Origin of the sequence: Oxalicibacterium flavum (assembly GCF_014635065.1) — a bacterium.
In the GTDB taxonomy this organism is placed as follows: domain Bacteria; phylum Pseudomonadota; class Gammaproteobacteria; order Burkholderiales; family Burkholderiaceae_D; genus Oxalicibacterium; species Oxalicibacterium flavum.
The window spans coordinates 251,896-270,764 of record NZ_BMCG01000002.1 but is presented as its reverse complement, the minus strand read 5'-3'; the positions used below and the strand labels follow the sequence as shown (position 1 = coordinate 270,764).

The following is an 18,869-nucleotide window of genomic DNA, read 5'->3' as shown; positions in this document are numbered from 1 at the left end:
GCAGCGCGGTCCGATCAGGTGGCCCGAAAGCCCTTGCAGCACACACCCGGCTTGGCGCGTTCCTGCTGCTGCGCATGCGCGGCTGGCGCCGGCGCTCTTTCCATCAGTGCGGCGCGGCCATCCGCATGCAGCTTGACCAGCGTCGACACGCGCGTGCCGTAATCGGGAGAGACGATGCAGATCGGCGACAGCATGCGCTCGCGCTCGAGACCGACGCCGGTATCGGGCAGGCGGCAGTCTGAGGCGCAGGTGGTGTCGGACAGCATGTCGAAGAAGGTATCTTCCGGCGCGCCCTGGCACAGCAGGCTCGCGAACTGCGCCTTGGCGCGCACCACCTTGGGCCAGGGCGAATCGAGCAGCGCATTCGAGATGCCGTAGATTCCGGGTTCCAGCGCCTTGCCGTTGCGTTCGTCGCCATCGCCGCGATTGGAAAACCAGAGCAGTTCCTGCGCATTGCCGATCAGCAGATTGAAGCCGTTGTACCTGGCCGCCTCGGGCGCGATGCCGGCAATGTACTCGGCCGGCGACATGCTGCCGCCCAGGTAGTCTGCTACCAGCGCACCGCGCGAAGGCGCATCGCTGCGCATTTCGGCGGGAGCGCGGATATTGGTGATGGCAGCGAAACGTCCGTCGCGCGTAATGCCCATCCAGGTGCCGCCGGCCAGCAGGTCGCGTCCCGCAAAAACCTGCGGATGGCTGGTCCACCATTCGGCAGCCGTTGCCGGACGCGCGAGGAATTCGTCGCGGTTGCCGGCGGCCAGCAGCGGCAGGCCGGGGATGACTTTCCAGGCAAAGACGATCAGGCACATGGCGACACGTCCACGAAATGTTCGACATGCCGCTCGCCGGCGATAAAGGCGGGCAGATCGCTGTTCGCTACCGCCTGCGCCAGCGCGGCTTCGAAGCCGTCATCGGCCGCCAGATAGACCTCCATCCACGTATGCATGCCGTCCTGCGCCTGCGGCCGGCGTTTCAGTGCGGCAGCCACGCCATGCCGTTGCGCGAGCTCGCGCTGCATGCGTGCCGCCGCCTGCGCAAAGTGCGTGGCATCGGCTTCACTTACGCGGTAATAGATATAGAGATCGCTCGCCATGGCACGGGACGCAGACATCAGACTGGATCGGTCAGTTCGTAGGGCAGCGGCTGGAAGGCGAGCACAGGGCCGCCGGCCGAGCCCAGGTGCACATCCTGTTCGGCAGACGCGAGCTTGATCTCGACCAGGCAATCGATGCGGCTGGCATCGATGCGCGCGGCATTGACGACCATGCCGCAAGGCTGCTGCGGATCGGCGGCCGAAAAGATCTCGGTCCCGGGTACGACCTTGTCGGCCTCCACCGTGGCATGCATCATGCGGCGCTTGAGCTTGCCCAGATACTGGCTGCGCGCGACGATCTCCTGTCCCGGATAGCAGCCCTTCTTGAAGTTGACGCCGCCGATCAGTTCGAAATTGATCATCTGCGGCACGAACTGTTCCTGCGTGGCGGCCGTGATGTGCGGCACGCCAGCCTCGATCTCGGCCAGTTTCCAGGCATCGTCGCCGGATGGCTGCAGGATGGAGGTCAGATGCGGCCATGCCGCGACCGCGCGCTCCGGCGAGGTGATCCACTGGTAGCGTGGAATGCCGAAAGCGTTGGGATGACGGATCACGACGCCGTCCTCGGTCTCGACCTTGTCATAGATTGCCAGCGGCAGCGATGGGAACCAGGGCAGCAGTGCGCTGGCGGCTGCAGGGCCGGCCAGGCCGAGTGCAACCAGTTCCTCGCCGGCGTCGTTCAGTTTGGCCTTGCTGCGCAGGATGAACATCGACAGCCGCTTTTGCACCGCGGCCTGTATCTCGCGCGGAATCTGCAGCAGGATGCGTTCGCCGCTCTTCCACATCAGCAGGCTCGCCAGCAGGCGACCCTTGGGCGAGCAATAGCCGGCCAGCCGCGCCTGATTGTCCGGCAGATGCGTGACGTCGTTGGTCAACTGGTTATGCAGAAAGCTCGCGGCTTCCTCGCCGCTGGCGGCGATCAGGCCCAGGTGCACGAGCGGCGTGACGAAGTTGGTGCGCGCGGTTTCCGCGGCCTCGTTGCTTTCGAATGCAATGACGGGCGTACCGTTGTCATCGGTGATGCGCGCGCCGTGTTCAGCCAGAAAATTCAGCCAGGTTGTCATGATTTCCGTGAATAAATTGGGCGGAAGGGAATTCAGCCATTATCATTAGGGCTGATTATAGTGGCGTGGCAAAAACGCGTCGGATTGCACCCGATTTCAACGAGACACGGTTTTAATGAAGACAACTCTAAGGCGGCTGTTCCTGTTCGCCATCATTCTTGGCGCATCCTTCCTGTTCTGGGCTGATCGGCCGATCACCACCGAAGGTCCTCCCATCGAATTCACGATCCAGTCCGGCAGCGGTCTGAAAAGCAGCATGCGGCAGATCGAGGAAGCCGGCGTGCCGGTGGCACCGATACTGATGATGGCGCTGGCGCAGTTCAAGGGCGAAGCGGCTCGCATCAAGGCCGGCACCTACGAGCTCAAGCACGGCACCACGCCCAAGCGCCTGCTCGAACAGATCGTGCGCGGCGAGTTCGCGCAGGAAGCCGTGACCATCATCGAGGGCTGGACCTTCCGCCAGATGCGCCAGGAAATCGATGCGCACCCGGCGCTCAAGCACGATACGGCCGGCCTGACCGACGCCGAACTGATGGCGAAGATTTCCCCCGACTTCAAGCAGCCGGAAGGCCTGTTCTATCCGGACACCTACCTGTTCGCCAAGAATTCCAGCGATATCCTCGTCTATCGTCAGGCGCACCGCGCGATGATGAAGCGGCTCGACGAGCAATGGGCCAAGCGCGATCCCAATCTGCCGTACAAGACGCCATACCAGGCATTGACGATGGCTTCCATCGTCGAGAAGGAGACCGGCCGCCGCGAGGAACGCACGCTGATCGCCGGCGTGTTCGTCAACCGACTGCGTCACGGCATGCTGCTGCAGACCGATCCGACCGTGATCTACGGCATGGGCGACGCCTATGAGGGACGCATCCGCAAGCGCGACCTGCAGACCGACACTCCACACAACACCTATACGCGCGTCGGCCTGCCGCCGACGCCGATCGCGCTGCCGGGAGCCGAGTCGCTGTTCGCGGCGCTGAACCCGGCGCCGACCGAGGCGCTGTACTTCGTCTCGCGCGGTGACGGCAGCAGCCATTTCTCGCAGACGCTCGACGAGCACAACAATGCGGTCAACAAATACATACGCGGCCGCTAGGCTGCGATCGAGACAATGAGCAAGGGCAGATTCATCACCTTCGAAGGCATCGATGGCGCGGGCAAATCGACGCATCTGGATTTCGCGGCCGATCTGCTGCGCGCGCAGGGTAGACAGGTGGTCGTCACGCGCGAACCCGGCGGCACCGCGCTCGGCGAAGCCCTGCGCGGCATCCTGCTGCAGCAAGCCATGCATCTGGAAACCGAGGCGTTGCTGATGTTCGCGGCGCGCCGCGAACACATCGCGCAGGTGATCGCACCGGCCCTGGAACGTGGCGACTGGGTGATCTCCGATCGCTTCAGCGATGCCACCTTCGCCTATCAGGGCGGCGGCCGCAAGCTGGATCGCAGCAAGCTCGAGGCGCTCGAACAATGGGTGCACCCGCAGCTGCAACCCGATCTGACGCTGCTGTTCGACGTGCCGCTCGAAGTGGCGCGCGCGCGGCTCGACGCGACGCGCACGCTCGACAAGTTCGAGCAGGAGAAGGCTGACTTCTTTGCCGCCACGCGCACCGAATACCTGCGCCGCGCCGCCGAATTCCCGCAGCGTTTCCGCGTGATCGATTCCACGCAATCCATCGCCGACATTCAAACGCAACTGCGTGGCCTGCTGGAAGGATTGGCGGCGTGAGCGTCACGCTCTATCCATGGCAGGGCGATGCATGGGCGCAGTGGCGCCAACTGCGCGCGCGCCTGCCGCATGCCATCCTGTTCCATGGTCCGCAAGGCATCGGCAAGACCGACTTTGCCGAAGCCTGCGCCGCCGCGCTGCTGTGCGAAACGCCGTCCGCCGATGGCCATGCCTGCGGACAGTGCGACGCCTGCGGCTGGTTCGCGCAGTACAGCCATCCCGACTATCGCCGCGTGCGTCCCGAGGCGCTGGAAGACGAAGCCGGCGAGGGCGAGGACGGTGAGGCGGGCGAAAGCAAGAAGGCCAAGACTTCCAAGCCATCCAAAGAGATCAAGATCGACCAGGTGCGCGCGCTCGGCGATTTCATGAACATCTCCACGCACCGCTCCGGCATGCGCGTGGTGCTGCTGCATCCGGCCGAGGCGCTCAATACGGCGGCCGCCAACTCGCTGCTCAAGATGCTCGAGGAGCCGCCGCCGAACACGACCTTCCTGCTGGTCAGCAACAGCCTCGACCGCCTTCTGCCGACGATCCTGTCGCGCTGCCGCAAGTTCGCATTGAGCATGCCGGCGCGCGAGGCGGCGCTGCAATGGCTGAAGGCGCAGGACCTGTCGGATGCCGAAGGCTGGCTGGCCGAGCAGGGCGGCGCGCCGCTGGCCGCGCTCGAAGCCTCGCAGAACGACAGCCGCGAGGCCATGACCGTGCTGCTGCAGCAGCTGGCGCAACCGGCCGTCGATGCGGCCCTGAAGACGGCGGATGCACTGCAGAAGACGCCCGTCGCCGCGCTTGTGGGCTGGCAGCAACGCTGGCTCTACGACGTGCTTTCGGCCAAACTTTCCGGCACAATCCGTTACTATCCGCGTTACCGCAAGGAAATCGAACGGCTGGCGACGCGGGTCGAGACGGCCGCGCTGCTGGGCGGCATCAAGGCGCTCGGCGAGCGGCGCGCGATTGCCGACCATCCGCTGGCGCCCAAGCTGTTCATCGAGGACATGCTGCTGGATTACACGGCACTCTTTTCCTGAAAGGTTGTTGATGACAAGCACACCGAATGCACCCGCCGGCCGACCATCGGTCCTGTCGTTGCCGATCAAGGAAAAATCCGCGCTCTACGCCGCCTACATGCCTTTCCTCGCCAATGGCGGCATCTTCGTGCCCTCGACCAAGCAATACAAGATCGGCGACGAAATTTATCTGATCCTGACGCTGCTCGACGACCCGACCAAATACCCGATCGCCGGCAAGATCGCCTGGATCACGCCGGCCGGTGCCAACAACAAGGCGCAAGGCATCGGCGTGCAGTTCTCGGCCGACGACAGCGGGCAGCGCGTCAAGCAACGCATCGAGGAACTGCTGGGTGCGGCGCTCGGCTCGTCGCGCGCCACGCACACGCTCTGAATCACATCCGATTTCCAGCCTGATTCCACAGCCGGACTTTCCGCAATCAGGTTCATCACCTCGCTCCATGCCTCGTTCGCCATCTTTTTCCCATCGTCTCGCCACGCTGGCCGACCTGCCTGCCATCGTCGATATCTACAACAGCACGATCGCTTCGCGCGAGGTCACGGCCGATCTGGAGCCTGTGACTGTCGATGCACGGCTGACCTGGTTCCATGAGCATGCGCCCGCGACGCGGCCGATCTGGGTAGCGGAGCAGGACGGGCGCATCGTCGGCTGGCTGTCGTTTTCCAACTTTCATCCGCGCGCGGCGTATCGCCATACCGCCGAGGTTTCGATCTACGTCCATGAATCGATGCGCCGCCATGGCCTGGGCAGCTACCTGCTGCAACAAGCAATGGAGGTAGCACCGGCGCTGGACGTGCACACGCTGGTCGGCCTGATCTTCGGCCACAACGCGCGCAGCCTGGGCCTGTTCGAGCGCTTCGGCTTCGTGCGCTGGGCCGACATGCCGCGCATCGCGGTGCTGGACGGCATCGAACGCGACCTTGTGATCGTCGGCCGGCGCGTCGCCTGAATCGCGCCTCGCCAGCGCGCAGACCGGCGTGGCGGCGCGTACAATGGCGGGATGTACATCGATTCCCATTGCCACATCAATTTCCCCGAACTTGCCGTACGCATGCCCGAGATTCTCGGGAAAATGGAGGAAAACAAGGTTACGCACGCGCTCTGCGTGTCATGCGACCTGCCGACCTTTCCGGACATCCTGCGCATCGCGGAAACCAATCCGAACATCTTTGCCTCGGTCGGCGTGCATCCCGACTACGAAGACACGCCGGAGCCGAGCGTCGATGACCTGATCCGCCTGGCAGACAACCCGCGCATCGTCGCCATCGGCGAGACCGGACTCGACTATTACCGGCTCGAAGGCGATCTCGAATGGCAGCGCGAACGCTTTCGCACGCATATCCGTGCTTCGCGCGCAACCGGCAAGCCATTGATCATTCATACGCGCGCCGCATCCGAAGACACGATCCGCATCATGCGCGAGGAAGGCGCCGGCACCGATGCGGGCGGCGCGGCCGGCGTCATGCACTGCTTCACCGAATCGCTGGAAGTCGCGCGCGCGGCGATGGAGATGGGCTTCTACATTTCGTTTTCGGGCATCGTGACTTTCAAGAGCGCCAAGGATTTGCAGGCGGTGGCACGCGAAGTGCCGCTCGAGCAGATGCTGATCGAAACCGATTCGCCTTACCTGGCGCCGGTGCCGTTCCGCGGCAAGATGAACGAGCCGGGACTGGTGCGCCATGTTGCCGAATACATCGCCACCCTGAAGGACGTGCCGCTGGAAGAGGTCGCGCGCCAGACCAGCGACAACTTCTTCAAGCTGTTCAAGATTCCCCGCTGATTGGAGAGCGCCATGACTTCCCGTTTCTTTTCCGTGCGTCGCGCGATCGTCGGTGCCTGCACCCTGGTGAGCATGCTGGCATTGCTGCCGGCGCAGGCCAGTTCGTATGACGACTATTTCAAGGCGGTCAAGCTCGATGATGCATCTGCAGTGGAAAACCTGCTGCGGCGCGGTTTCGATCCCAACACCATCGAGGAAGAGCGCGGCGATACCGGCCTGATCCTCGCCCTGCGCGAGAAATCGATGGCGGTCGTGAAGGCCTTGTTGAAATCGCCGCGCCTCAATCTCGAAGCGCGCACCGGCAACGGCGACAACGCGCTGATGATCGCTGCATTCAGCGCCAATCGCGAAGCCGTCGATCTGCTGCTTGCCAAGGGTGCTGCCGTGAATCGCGATAGCTGGACACCGCTGCATTATGCGGCGGCCGGCGGCGATACCGGCATCGCAAAGCTGCTGCTGGACCGTCAGGCAAAACTCGATGCGCGTTCGCCCAACGGTACCACGCCGGTCATGATGGCCGCACGCGGCGGGCATATCATGATGGTCAAGCTGCTGCTGGATGCGGGTGCCGATGCCACGCTCAAGAACGAACTTGGCATGACCGCCATCGACTTCGCGAAGGAGGGCGGTCATACGGATATCGTGGAAGGACTGACGTACAGGTTGAAGCGGGCAGGGAAACTGTAAAGATCGCACTGAGGCCACGGCGGAACGCTACCGGTCTTCTTGTACAAACATAAAAATGCCCAGTCCGAAACTGGGCATTTTTCATTGCTTCAGTTGTAGCAACCCCGCTACTTCTTCTTCTTTTCCTTGTTGCGCGGACAATCCTTGCAAGGTTTCTTGCTTTTGCAGCATTTCTTCTTGCTCATGTCGTCCTCCTTTCACCCCGATCAATAGATGGCGGCGATTCGCGTCAGATCAAGCCGTTGAACAGGATCACATCCACCATGTCGCCGGCCTTGACCTCGGCGCTGTCGTGGCCGAGCACGACGATGCAGTTGGCTTCGGCCATCGAGCGCAGAATGCCCGAGCCTTGCGCGCCGGTAATGCGTACTTCCTGCTGGCCGTCCGCGCCGACCGACAGGATGCCGCGCTGGAATTCGGTGCGGCCCGGACGCTTGCGGATGGCGGCGCCGGAACGCACCCTCATCGGCGGCAGCGGTTCGACTGCAGATGCGCCCATCATGTGCAGCAGCGCCTGCCGTGCGAAGAAATAGAAGGTGACCATGACGGCCACCGGGTTGCCCGGCAGGCCGAACAGGTAGGCGGATTTGCCGTTGGACGCGATGCGGCCGAAGGCCATCGGGCGGCCGGGGCGCATGCCGAGCTTCCAGAATTGCACGTCGCCGAGTTCGGCCATCATCTGCTTGGTGTAATCGGCAGCGCCGACCGAGACGCCGCCGGAGGTAATGATGGCATCGGCGTTTTCGCAGGCGGTGCGGAAGGCGGCCTTCATGGTTTCCGGCTCGTCCTTGATGACGCCCATGTCGATGATGTCGCAGCCGAGGCGCGTCAGCATGCCGTACAGCGTGTAGCGGTTGCTGTCATAGACGCAGCCCTCGTCGAGCGGCTCGCCGACCGAACGCAGTTCGTCGCCGGTCGAGAAGAAGGCCACGCGCAGGCGGCGCTGTACCGGCACTTCGGCCACGCCGAGCGAGGCCAGCAGGCCGAGGTCGGCCGGACGCAGGATACGGCCCTTCGCCAGGGCGATCGAACCGGTGGCGAGGTCTTCGCCGGCTAGGCGGCGGTTGTCGCCGGCCTTGACGGCAGCCGCCGGCAGCGTGATCTGTGTATCGTTCGCATCGCGCACGAATTCCTGCGGCACCACGGTATCGCAGCCTTGCGGCATGACGGCGCCGGTCATGATGCGCACGCATTCGCCGGTGTTCACGCCGCCGTCGTAGGCATGGCCCGCGTAGGCGGTGCCGACCACCCTGAAGACCCGATCCTCGGTGCCCACGTCGCTACCGCGCAGTGCGTAGCCGTCCATTGCCGAGTTGTCGTAGGCCGGGACGTTGATCGGCGAGATGATGTCGGCCGCCAGCACGCGGTCGAGCGCACTGCGGATGGCGACCTTTTCGATGGCGTCGATCGGCCGGACGAACTGGCGGATCACTTCCTGCGCATCCTCCACGCGCATGGCGTTCGGATCGTGGTCCGACAGGCAACTGACGACTTGTTCGAGGTTGGCGGGCGTGGCCGTGGCGTTGCTGTGCGCGGCGACCGGCAGATCGTCGTCCAGGGCGTCGAGATTGCTCTCGTTGAGCAGATAGGCGGCGCGCAGATTCATGGGCGGTTCCGTTCGATCGTCATGTTTCCTGCTGGTGCAGTTCGTCCAGCGTGTTGATGTTGAGAAAGGCGTGTTCGTCCTCGAAGTGGACTTCCACCACGAGCAGCGAGGCATACCATAGCGCAAATTTGCGGTTGCCTTCGCGCAGGTAGTGGTCCAGGTGCGCCGCCAGCGAGGCGCGCAGCAGGCAGAACACCGGATGCTGCTGGCGCTGGGCACCTTCGCCGGTGACGGCCACGGCAATGTCGGCTCCGCGTTCGAGCAGTGCGGTGGCAAGCCGTGCGACGAGGTCTTCGGGCAGGAAGGGCGAATCGCAGGGGGCGGTCGCCATGAATTCCGTTTGGCATACCTGCAGCCCGGCCTGCAGTCCGGCCAGCGGGCCTTCGTGGCCCTGCAGGGCGTCGCTGATGACGGGTACGCCGAACTGTCGGTATTCGTCGAGGTTCTGGTTGGCGTTGATGAGCAGGGGACCGACCTGCGGTGCCAGGCGATTGAGCACGTGTTGCACCAGCGGTTCGCCGCGCAGCAGTTGCAGGCCTTTATCGACTGTGCCCATGCGGGTGCCGCGGCCGCCTGCGAGTATGAGTCCGGTGATCTGGCTGTGGTCCATGCGCGTGTTCCGGGACGGTCTGGACGGCGTCAGCCGCCGATATAGGACATCTCGACCTTGCGTTCGGGGCGCAGCGTATCGGTGTTGGCGGTCCGCAGTTCCGAGTAGCGGTCGTCGCGGTTGCGCCAGATGCCGCCGATGACGGTGGAGATTTCCGCGTCGCTGCGGCCGGTGCGCAGCAGGGCGCGCAGATCGTGGCCGCCGGTGGCGAACAGGCAGGTGTAGAGTTTGCCTTCAGTGGACAGGCGCGCGCGCGTGCAGTCGCTGCAGAAGGCTTGCGTGACGCTCGAGATGACGCCGATCTCGCCGCCGCCGTCGGCATAGCGCCAGCGGTTGGCGGTTTCTCCGGCGTAATTGGCGGCGACCGGCACCAGCGGCATCTGCTGGCCGATGCGGCGCACGACTTCCGCCGACGGAATGACTTCGTCCATCTTCCAGCCATTGGAGGCGCCGACGTCCATGTATTCGATGAAGCGCAGGATGAAGGGCGTGTCCTTGAAGTAACGCGCCATCGGCAGGATTTCCTGGTCGTTCATGCCGCCCTTGACGACCATGTTGACCTTGATCGGGCCGAGGCCGACATCGTGCGCGACCTGCAGGCCGTGCAGCACGTCGGAAACCGCGAAATCGACGTCGTTCATCTTCTTGAACACGGCGTCGTCGAGCGCGTCGAGCGAGACCGTCACGCGCTTCAGACCCGCATCCTTGAGCGACTGCGCCTTGCGTGCCAGCAGCGAGCCGTTGGTGGTCAGCGTGAGATCGAGTTCGCGGCCGTCGGGCGTGCGCAGCGCGGCCAGCATTTCGATCAGGCGCTCGACGTTCTTGCGCAGCAGCGGTTCGCCGCCGGTCAGGCGGATCTTCTCCACGCCGTGCGCGACGAACAGGGACGCGATGCGCGTGATTTCCTCGAAGGTCAGCAGCGAGCTGTGCGGCAGATAGCTGTAATCCTTGTCGAACACTTCCTTGGGCATGCAATAAACGCAACGGAAATTGCAGCGGTCGGTGATCGAGATGCGCAGGTCCTGCAGCGGACGGGCGCGTCTGTCCGCCAGCAGGCCCGTCGGTGTGTCGAGGCGCGCGGGAATGACGGGTATCGTGTTCTGATACCGGTGATCGGCAAGCGGAATGATCTTTTCTGTCATGGCGGATTCGGTGAGACCCGTATTGTAAGGGCTACGCTCGATGGCGTCGAATCGACGGCGCTTTTTGCAACATGCCGGATCGGCATGCTTCTTCTTGCAGATGGGGGCGGATCGGCGTTTCGTCAAGCAGGGAAATGGTGTTTTCGGCAGGCGTTTTGCCGCGAGGGTACACTGCGGGCCGCGGGCAATTGGTTTAGACTTGCACAAACATTTCAGGAGTCGCAATGAGCATTACGATCGATGTCGTCAAGGCAGCGCTGGCCGGGGTGATCGACCCCAATACGGGCAAGGATCTGGTCAGCAGCCGCTCGGCACGCAATATTCAGGTTGATGGCAGCAATGTCGCCTTCGACGTCGAACTCGGCTATCCGGCAAAAAGCCAGATCGAACCGATCCGCAATGCGGCCGAAGGCGCCGTGCGCGCGCTCGACGGCGTCGGCGAGGTCAAGGCCAACGTGACCATGAAGATCGTCGCGCACAGCGTGCAGCGCGGCGTCAAGCTGATGAGCAACGTGCGCAACATCATTGCGGTGGCTTCCGGCAAGGGCGGCGTCGGCAAATCGACCACCTCGGTCAACCTGGCGCTGGCGCTGGCGGCCGAGGGCGCCAACGTGGGTATCCTCGACGCCGACATCTACGGCCCGTCGCAACCGATGATGATGGGCATTTCCGGCCGCCCGGAAACGCTGGACGGCAAGACCATGGAACCGATGGAAAACCACGGCCTGCAGGTATCGAGCATCGGTTTCATGATCGATCCCGACGAGCCGATGGTGTGGCGCGGTCCAATCGTCACTCAGGCGCTGACGCAGCTGCTGGATCAGACCAACTGGCGCGACCTCGATTACCTGATCGTCGATATGCCGCCGGGTACCGGCGACGTGCAGTTGACGATGTCGCAAAAGGTGCCGGTGACCGGCGCCGTGATCGTCACCACGCCGCAGGACATCGCGCTGCTCGATGCGCGCAAGGGTCTGAAGATGTTCGAGAAGGTCGGCATTCCGATCCTCGGCATCGTCGAGAACATGAGCACGCACGTCTGCTCCAACTGTGGTCATGTCGAAGCGATCTTCGGCCAGGGCGGCGGTGAGAAGATGTGCGCCGATTTCGGCGTCGATTTCCTCGGCGCCTTGCCGCTGACGATGTCCATTCGCGAGCAGGCCGATTCCGGCCGTCCGACCGTGGTGGCCGAGCCGGACGGCCCGATCGCCGACGTCTATAAGCAGATCGCACGCAAGATCGCGATCAAGGTGGCCGAGAAAGCCAAGGACATGACGTCCAAGTTCCCGAGCATCGTCGTCAAGAACGACTGATCGGCTCGGATGCCGGCCCGAAGATTGCTTCGGGCCGGCGGCAGGCGCCGTATCGTGTGTCTGCCTCCTTGTTGCGCACTGCAGGTCGTCGCTGCCTCGACGAAGCGCTACTATCGGATGTTGATCGTTTTCATCCGACTCTTCCCGAAACCTCTCCATGCCCGTTTTCCATCCCGTCGTTCTGCTGGCAAGTGAGCGCGCGCGATTTCGTTTTTCGCTGCTGGCCGTGCGCATCCTGCAGGACGCGCGCGACAGCGTGGAACGACAGGTGTCCGTCGCGCCTGCGATTGCGGAACCGAAGACGATTGCTGCCGTGCGCGAATATCTGGCGACACAGGCCGACACGTTTCCGGCCCGCCTGACGCAGAAGTACAGCGCCTGGCTGGATCGCGGCATGCAGACCATGTATCGCGATCTGCGCGCGTTGCGCATGGCGAGCATGGAGGCACCGACCCTGATGGACGATGCGCTGGCGACGCGGCAGATGGAAATCGAGCGACGCGTGTTGCGCTTGCGCGAGGCCGACCAGCACAGCCTGGAGCGGCTGAACGCAATGATTGCGCAACTGCATGGCGAAACCGATATTCGCGAACGGGAAAATCCGTTCCGTCCCTATCTGATGGCGCGCGCGCTGCATGACGTGTTGTGCGAGACCACACGTACTACCGACGTCTGCACCATGTTGTTCGATCATCTGTCCGGTGCGCTGGCGACCCGTTTGCCCGATTACTTTGGGGCGGTGCTCGCGGTGTTCGATGCGCAAGGGGAACCGTCGCGTCTGATGACGGTGGATGGCGGCGTGGCGACAGCCGTCCTCGCCGAGGACGAGCAGGAGGCGCAACGCATCATGGCCGTCATCGCTGCCACCGAAAGTGTGCAGCAGGACGCCGATGGTGTGCTGCCGCATATCGCCAATGCGCTGCGCGAGCGGCTTTCCGGCATGACTACGGACACGCGCGTTCGCGATTTCATCGTGCGCATCTGGAGCAGGGTGCTGGCGTATGTTGCGCTGCATCGCGAGCTCGACAGCCAGCCGTTCCTGGCGGTGGTGCCGGATCTTCTGTGGAGTGTGCAGGCATTGGAGGCGACGGAGCGCAGCCGATTGATGCGGCTGGTGCCGACACTGGCCACGCGCATTCGCGAAGGATTGCGCCTGATCGATCTGCCGGAGCCGGAAACGAAGGCGCTCATGGACATGCTGGTCGAACTGCATGCGCGGGCCTTGCGTCCGCTTCCAATGGACAATGCCATGCCGGTGCTGTCCATGGCCGAACTGCATCGCCGGTTTGCACCGCTGAGCCTGTCACCGGCAAGTCTGGAGGCACCGGCCATCAGGGTGCCGACCGTGTCGGAAAGCCGTCTGCGCGTATTGCTGAAGGAGCAGGGCGCCGACGCGGCGCTCGTGTTCGATGACGAGCCGGCCTTTTTGCACAACGCCGATGCGGCATGGCTGGAGGTTCTGCATCCGGGTATCACAGTGACATGCTGGCGTGCCGGCCGTGCCTGTCCCGCGATGCTGCTGGCGACGGACGAGCAGCGCACCTTTTATCTGTTCCGCCTGCTCGCGCCGCAAGGGCAGCCGTCGCTGCTGCTTTACTCCACGATTGCCCTGATCAAGGGCCTGCGCGAAGGTTCGGTAAGCCCGGCGGCGAACGTCCCGCGCTGAGCATGTCTCATCGGTGTGCCGCCTTGGCCGGCGGCATCCGATGCACGATACCGCTTACTTGATGATGCGGTAGCAGGGCGTGTAGGTCTTGCCCGGCAGCTTCATGCGGCTCTGGCGCACGAAGGACGCCAGCAGTTCATCCATCGGTTCCATGATGCTGCTGTCGCCGCTGATCTCGAAGTGGCCGTATTTTTCGATCGCCAGAATCCCGCTTTCTTTCACGTTGCCGGCCACCACGCCGGAGAACGCACGCCGCAGGTTGGCCGCCAGCAGATGGCGTTCCTGGTTCTTGTGCAGCGACAGGTTGCGCATGTTTTCGTGCGAAGGTTCGAACGGCTGCTGGAAGGCATGATCGATCTTCAGCGTCCAGCTGAAGTAGTAGGCGTCGCCCGTGCTCTTGCGGAAGGCGCGCACCTGGGCGATGCCTTCCTGCATGTCGAGCGCGACGCGTTCCGGATCGTCGATGATGATCTTGTAGAGCTTTTGTGCCTCCGGCCCTAGCGTGACGCCGATGAACTGGTCGATCTGCTTGAAGTAGTCGGCCGAGCCGGCAGGACCGGTGAAGATCAGCGGGAACGGAACGCCGGCATTGTCCGGGTGCAGCAGGATGCCGAGGATGTACAGAATCTCTTCGGCGGTGCCGGCGCCGCCCGGAAACACCACGATGCCATGGCCGGTGCGCACGAAGGCTTCGAGGCGCTTTTCGATGTCCGGCATGATGACCAGGTCGTTGACGATCGGGTTCGGTGCCTCGGCGGCGATGATGCCTGGCTCCGAGATGCCCAGATAGCGGCCGGTCGGAATGCGCTGCTTGGCGTGGCCGATGGTGGCGCCTTTCATCGGGCCTTTCATCGCGCCGGGACCGCAGCCGGTGCAGATGTCCATGTCGCGCAGGCCGATCTGGTAGCCGACGCGCTTGGTGTATTCGTACTCGTCGCGCGAGATCGAGTGGCCGCCCCAGCACACCACCATCTTTGGATTCAGGTGCGGATGCAGCACGTTGGCATTGCGCAGGATGTGGAACACCGAATCCGTGATGCCGACCGAGGACTGCAGATCGAAAGTCGGATTGGCGAGGATTTCGTCATGCGCGAACAGGATGTCGCGCAATACGGAGAACAGGTGTTCGTGGATGCCCTTGATCATCACGCCGTCAACGAAGGCGGTCGCCGGTGCACCCTTGAGCTCGAGCTTGATACCACGCTCGCGCTGGATGATGTTGATCTGGAACGACTTGTAGTGATCGAGCAGTTCCTTGGCGTCGTCGGTGTCATTGCCGGTGTTGAGCACGGCCAGCGCACAGTTGCGGAACAGCTGGTAAAGACCGCCGTTGCGCGTATCGAGCAGGCGTTGCACTTCGGCTTTGGAAAGAATGTCGAGACGGCCTTCGGGGGAGAGCTGGGTGTCGATGACTTCGTATGTCATGTGTGGATGTTTTTCTGGTTGTGGTGGGCTGTGCACGATTGCAGCCTGCAAGTATAGCGGTTGCCGTCTGGCGGAGTGCGGCGTGGCCGTGTTCAGCGATCGGAATCGGCGCGCGGCGAAAAATCGAAGGCGGCCTTCAGTGCGCGATAGGCTTTTTGCGCCATGGCGGTGTGCAGGCGCACCGGCGCGCTCGTGATGACGGCATACAGATCGCCGGCGGGATCGCCGGGAATGCCCTTGCCGCGCATGCGCAGCTTGCGGCCGGAAGCGGAGCCCGGCGGCACGAACAACTGGAGAATGCCTTCAGGCGTGGCGACCTCGACCGTGGTGCCGGCATTGGCGGCTTCCGGCGACAGCGGCACATCGACATAGACGTCGCGCCCATCCACACGGTAACGATGATGGGGGCGGATCACCACTTCCAGATAGAGATCGCCAGCCTTGCCCTGGCCCATGCCGGCATGGCCCTGGCCAGCCAGGCGCAGGGTCTGTCCGGCGCGGATGCCGCGCGGAATGTTGACCTTGAGCGTGCGTCTGGTAACCAGCGGCATGCCGCGGTCATCGGTGGCATAGGTGGGAATGGAAATGCTGCGCGCGGTGCCGTGGAAAGCATCTTCCAGATCGATCTGCACCTTGGCGTGCTGGTCGCTGCCATGCACGTTCAGTCCGTGCGTTCTCGGCGGGTGCATGCCGGGCCGGCCCATCATTTCATCGAGAATGTTGCCGAAACTCTCGTCCTGGCGGCGAAAGAAACCGGATTTGCTGTCGTCGGTGCGGGTGTCGTCGCCGTAGCTGCGGCTGGCGCGCGGCGAGGGCGCTTCATCCCGCGCGCTGCGTGGTGGCGGAATCAGATCATAGGCCGCGCGCCGGTCCGGATCGCGCAGCACTGCATAGGCTTCGCCCACCTCCTTGAAGCGCAGTTCGGCCAGCGGTTCGCGACTGACGTCGGGATGGTAGCGGCGCGCAAGCTTGCGGTAGGCTTTCTTGACGGCATCCTGCGTTGCATTGCGTGGAATACCGAGAGTGGCGTAATGATCCTTGTATTTCATCTGTCAGATTCTGGTAGCGGCAACATGCCGATCGCCACGCCCGATCTCCGCACGGAGCATGTCGCAAAACCATTCTGACATGCATTTCGCCGACATGATCGATGGAATAAAGGGGGAATTGCGAATCTGTTATCCGATTAGGCAGGCGTGCCCATGATAAAGCAATGTTGCAATATTTGCATTCGAACATGTCGTGAGGGAACGGATGCCCGTCGCCATGCGCGCTGAAGTGGCAGCCGACTGTTCCCATTGCCACGGCATTCGCGCACAATGCAGGCTTTTGCATCCGCTGCCTGCAGCGGATCTTCACCTGGCCAGCATTATCCATGACCCATCCCATGCTCGAATGGCAGGAAGGCGACGTTACTCGCAGCCTTCGCTGGCAATCCGAAAGCGGCCTGCGCCCGCCCAAACGCGTCGTCATTGCAGACGACACCCTGAACGCCGATAGCGCATTCCGTCTCGCCAGCGAAGGCACCGGCCTGCTATGGCGCGGCGATTTCCAGAATGCACGGCAATTGCTGCAGGCTCTCACGCGCCGCATCGAACGCAAGCCGCGCAAGACCTCGGCCATTCCGCGCGAGTCGTTCAATCTGCATCGGCAGGCGCAGTCGCAACGCGCACGCACGCTGGGCATGCTGCTGGTGGAGGTCGATGCCGATTACGGCATCGGTTTGCGGCGCGCACCCGACATACGGCTCGCCTGCAACGAAGCCTACGGCGCGTCGTCCGGCGCATTCGTGGTGCCGCTGCGTGAAATCCTGGGGCTGATCGGCGCGCACGAGTGGCGCCGCAAGGGCGTCGAGATTGCCGAGCTGGAGGCACGCATTCATCCCTGGTACGGCGTCTTTTCGCCGATACGTGGCGAGTATCTGGCGCTGATCGCCGAGGCGCCATTGCCGGCACGCACCCTGGCATTCGATATCGGCACCGGCACCGGCGTGATTGCGGCATTGCTGGCGCGGCGCGGCGTGAGCGAGGTGGTGGCAACCGACTGCGATGCACGCGCCTTGTCCTGCGCACGCGACAATCTGGGGCGGCTGGATCTGCTCGACCGCGTGCAGATTGTCGAGGCCGATCTGTTTCCTCCCGGCCGCGCGCCGCTCGTGGTCTGCAATCCGCCCTGGATTCCGGCACGCCCCAACGCGGCCATCGAGCGCGCGATCTATGATCCGGACAGCGCGATGCTGCGCGGCTTCCTGACCGGCCTGAAGGATCACCTGACGCCGCAGGGAGAGGGTTGGCTGATCCTGTCCGACCTGGCCGAGCATCTGGAACTGCGCAGCCGCGAAGAACTGCTGCAGATGATCGCCGACGCCGGACTCAAGGTGGTGGCGCGCATGGACACGCGCCCGGTTCATGCGCGTGCCGGCGATGCCACTGATCCGCTGCATGAGGCGCGTGCGCGGGAAATCACTTCGTTGTGGCGACTCGCCGCAGCGTAATGACATCTTTCATATTCAAGCCCCATCATGAGCAACAAACCTTCGCGCATCCTGACCTTCAAGTGCACGCAGTGCGCCAAGCCGGTCAAGGTTTTCCTGCAGAAAGTCTCTGCCTGTTCCCACATCCAGCCCTACATGGGTATCTGCGATTGCGGCGAGATACGCCGCCATGCCACGGGGCAGAAGGACGCGGTCGAGTCCTGGCTGGCCTCGGGAGATGCCAACTGGACGCATCACCACCATTGATGAAATCGCTGCCGGCAAACTGCCGGCAGTAATATATGGTTGCATAGCGAATCAATTTGTCCTAGGATGCATGCATGTTCGATCGCTGCCTCTATTTCAATACGACCGCCCTGGCGCGCGCGCTGGAAAAGGAATGGGCCAGGGCGTTCAAGCCGTTCGGGTTGACGCCGCCGCAGGCTTTCATGTTGCGTGTGGTGCTGACCCGGCCCGGCCTGCTGCAGAGCGAGCTGGCACAGGCTCTGTCGATTTCCCGCTCGACGGCCACGCGCACGCTGGACGGTCTGCAACGGCTCGGGCTCCTGGAGCGTAAGGGCACCGAGCACGACGGCCGTGAGTCGGCAATCGAACCGACTTCGCAGGGCAGGGCCTTGCATTCTGCGCTCGACGCCGCCAGCGGCGAAGTGACGCGACGCCTGAAGAAGGCGATGAGTACCGAGCAGTTCGAGGAAACGGTAGCGGGCGTAAAAAAGGCGCGCACGATACTCGAGTAAATTTTTTTGCCTGAATAGTTGCATATCAAACTAAAAAGGAGCATGTCATGCCCATTCTGAATGTGAAGATTGGTGCAGAGAAAAATCCGGAAACGAGCAGAAAGGTGGCGGAACTGCTGCTGGACCTGACCAGCCGGATTCTCGGCAAGAAACCCGAGGTGACGGCCATCGCGATCGATTATGTGTCGCGCGACAGCTGGTGGGTCGGCGGCCGGTTGCTCAGCGAGCAGGGCAAGAACAGCTTCTACTTCGACATCAAGATCACCGACGAAACCAACACCAAGGAAGAGAAGGCGCGCTATATCCGCGAAGCCTTCGCCGGCCTTGAACGCATACTCGGCAATCTGCACGAGGAAAGCTACATCCATGTGGAGGATGTGCGTGCTGCATCCTACGGTTATGGTGGACTGACCCAGGAGTACCGCTATCACCATTGATGATCGCGACGCGAAGACCCTGCCGGCGGCACCGCGATCCGGTATCCTCTTGCCTTTTGC

At 63.2% G+C, this 18,869-nt stretch carries 21 protein-coding genes; 13 read left to right on the top strand and 8 right to left on the bottom strand.

The genetic code is table 11. The features are described 5' to 3' along the window. Positions 1–14: 14 nt before the first annotated feature. Genes IEV38_RS04835 through ygfZ form a run of 3 tightly spaced genes read right to left on the bottom strand, consistent with a single transcriptional unit; the run spans position 15 to position 2,157 of the window. Positions 15–809 carry an NRDE family protein gene (locus tag IEV38_RS04835; protein WP_188395047.1) on the bottom strand — a complete coding sequence of 265 codons (795 nt, stop codon included), beginning with the start codon at positions 807–809 and terminating at the stop codon, positions 15–17. Next, a complete protein-coding gene (locus IEV38_RS04830; RefSeq protein ID WP_229728689.1) occupies positions 800–1,111 on the bottom strand; it encodes a DUF4936 family protein in 312 nt (103 codons plus the stop codon). The genes IEV38_RS04835 and IEV38_RS04830 overlap by 10 nt, the downstream gene beginning before the upstream one ends. Next, entirely contained in the window at positions 1,111–2,157 is a 1,047-nt protein-coding gene (gene ygfZ, locus IEV38_RS04825; RefSeq protein ID WP_188395046.1) for a CAF17-like 4Fe-4S cluster assembly/insertion protein YgfZ, read from the bottom strand. Before ygfZ ends, IEV38_RS04830 begins: the two co-directional genes overlap by 1 nt. A 115-nt stretch (positions 2,158–2,272) precedes the next feature. Here ygfZ and mltG point away from each other — a divergent pair, with 115 nt between their 5' ends. The 7 genes from mltG to IEV38_RS04790 all read left to right on the top strand — a co-directional run bounded on the left by mltG (position 2,273) and on the right by IEV38_RS04790 (position 7,379). Further along, positions 2,273–3,256: an endolytic transglycosylase MltG gene (gene mltG, locus IEV38_RS04820; RefSeq protein WP_188395045.1), complete on the top strand. Its 984-nt coding sequence runs from the start codon at positions 2,273–2,275 to the stop codon at positions 3,254–3,256. 15 nt (positions 3,257–3,271) lie between these two features. Next, on the top strand, positions 3,272–3,886 hold the full coding sequence (gene tmk, locus IEV38_RS04815; RefSeq protein ID WP_188395044.1) for a dTMP kinase: 615 nt from the start codon (positions 3,272–3,274) through the stop codon (positions 3,884–3,886). After that, positions 3,883–4,911, top strand: a complete 1,029-nt coding sequence (locus tag IEV38_RS04810) for a DNA polymerase III subunit delta' (RefSeq protein WP_188395043.1) — start codon at positions 3,883–3,885, stop codon at positions 4,909–4,911. Before tmk ends, IEV38_RS04810 begins: the two co-directional genes overlap by 4 nt. A 10-nt stretch (positions 4,912–4,921) precedes the next feature. Then, entirely contained in the window at positions 4,922–5,284 is a 363-nt protein-coding gene (locus IEV38_RS04805; protein WP_188395042.1) for a PilZ domain-containing protein, read from the top strand. 67 nt (positions 5,285–5,351) lie between these two features. After that, on the top strand, positions 5,352–5,861 hold the full coding sequence (locus IEV38_RS04800) for a GNAT family N-acetyltransferase (RefSeq protein ID WP_188395041.1): 510 nt from the start codon (positions 5,352–5,354) through the stop codon (positions 5,859–5,861). Positions 5,862–5,912: 51 nt separating this feature from the next. Continuing rightward, on the top strand, positions 5,913–6,692 hold the full coding sequence (locus tag IEV38_RS04795) for a TatD family hydrolase (RefSeq protein WP_188395040.1): 780 nt from the start codon (positions 5,913–5,915) through the stop codon (positions 6,690–6,692). A gap of 12 nt (positions 6,693–6,704) precedes the next feature. Then, positions 6,705–7,379 carry an ankyrin repeat domain-containing protein gene (locus IEV38_RS04790; RefSeq protein ID WP_188395039.1) on the top strand — a complete coding sequence of 225 codons (675 nt, stop codon included), beginning with the start codon at positions 6,705–6,707 and terminating at the stop codon, positions 7,377–7,379. 229 nt (positions 7,380–7,608) lie between these two features. Here IEV38_RS04790 and moeA read toward each other — a convergent pair whose 3' ends face one another. The 3 genes from moeA to moaA are packed head-to-tail and all read right to left on the bottom strand — an operon-like array spanning position 7,609 to position 10,737. Beyond that, positions 7,609–8,985: a molybdopterin molybdotransferase MoeA gene (gene moeA, locus IEV38_RS04785; RefSeq protein WP_188395038.1), complete on the bottom strand. Its 1,377-nt coding sequence runs from the start codon at positions 8,983–8,985 to the stop codon at positions 7,609–7,611. A 19-nt stretch (positions 8,986–9,004) separates the two neighbouring features. Further along, positions 9,005–9,595, bottom strand: coding sequence for a molybdenum cofactor guanylyltransferase MobA (gene mobA, locus IEV38_RS04780; protein WP_188395037.1), 591 nt, complete (start codon positions 9,593–9,595; stop codon positions 9,005–9,007). A gap of 29 nt (positions 9,596–9,624) precedes the next feature. Next, on the bottom strand, positions 9,625–10,737 hold the full coding sequence (moaA, locus tag IEV38_RS04775) for a GTP 3',8-cyclase MoaA (RefSeq protein ID WP_188395036.1): 1,113 nt from the start codon (positions 10,735–10,737) through the stop codon (positions 9,625–9,627). Positions 10,738–10,961: 224 nt separating this feature from the next. Between moaA and apbC the strand changes: the two genes are divergently transcribed. After that, complete coding sequence (gene apbC / locus IEV38_RS04770) at positions 10,962–12,050, top strand: iron-sulfur cluster carrier protein ApbC (RefSeq protein WP_188395035.1); 1,089 nt, start codon at positions 10,962–10,964, stop codon at positions 12,048–12,050. 157 nt (positions 12,051–12,207) lie between these two features. Continuing rightward, a complete protein-coding gene (locus IEV38_RS04765) occupies positions 12,208–13,716 on the top strand; it encodes a DUF1631 family protein (protein WP_188395034.1) in 1,509 nt (502 codons plus the stop codon). A gap of 54 nt (positions 13,717–13,770) precedes the next feature. On the opposite strand, the gene ppnN is transcribed toward IEV38_RS04765, so the two are convergent. Both ppnN and IEV38_RS04755 read right to left on the bottom strand, forming a co-directional pair. Then, entirely contained in the window at positions 13,771–15,141 is a 1,371-nt protein-coding gene (ppnN, locus tag IEV38_RS04760) for a nucleotide 5'-monophosphate nucleosidase PpnN (protein WP_308633542.1), read from the bottom strand. A gap of 92 nt (positions 15,142–15,233) precedes the next feature. Then, positions 15,234–16,190 (bottom strand): DnaJ C-terminal domain-containing protein, encoded by a 957-nt coding sequence (locus IEV38_RS04755; protein WP_188395033.1) that lies wholly within the window; start codon positions 16,188–16,190, stop codon positions 15,234–15,236. 326 nt (positions 16,191–16,516) lie between these two features. Between IEV38_RS04755 and IEV38_RS04750 the strand changes: the two genes are divergently transcribed. The 4 genes from IEV38_RS04750 to IEV38_RS04735 all read left to right on the top strand — a co-directional run bounded on the left by IEV38_RS04750 (position 16,517) and on the right by IEV38_RS04735 (position 18,809). Then, positions 16,517–17,635, top strand: a complete 1,119-nt coding sequence (locus IEV38_RS04750) for a methyltransferase (protein WP_188395032.1) — start codon at positions 16,517–16,519, stop codon at positions 17,633–17,635. Positions 17,636–17,662: 27 nt separating this feature from the next. Beyond that, positions 17,663–17,881: a hypothetical protein gene (locus IEV38_RS04745; protein WP_188395031.1), complete on the top strand. Its 219-nt coding sequence runs from the start codon at positions 17,663–17,665 to the stop codon at positions 17,879–17,881. 74 nt (positions 17,882–17,955) lie between these two features. Further along, positions 17,956–18,372: a MarR family winged helix-turn-helix transcriptional regulator gene (locus IEV38_RS04740; RefSeq protein ID WP_188395030.1), complete on the top strand. Its 417-nt coding sequence runs from the start codon at positions 17,956–17,958 to the stop codon at positions 18,370–18,372. A gap of 47 nt (positions 18,373–18,419) precedes the next feature. After that, entirely contained in the window at positions 18,420–18,809 is a 390-nt protein-coding gene (locus IEV38_RS04735) for a tautomerase family protein (RefSeq protein ID WP_188395029.1), read from the top strand. Positions 18,810–18,869: the final 60 nt, after the last annotated feature.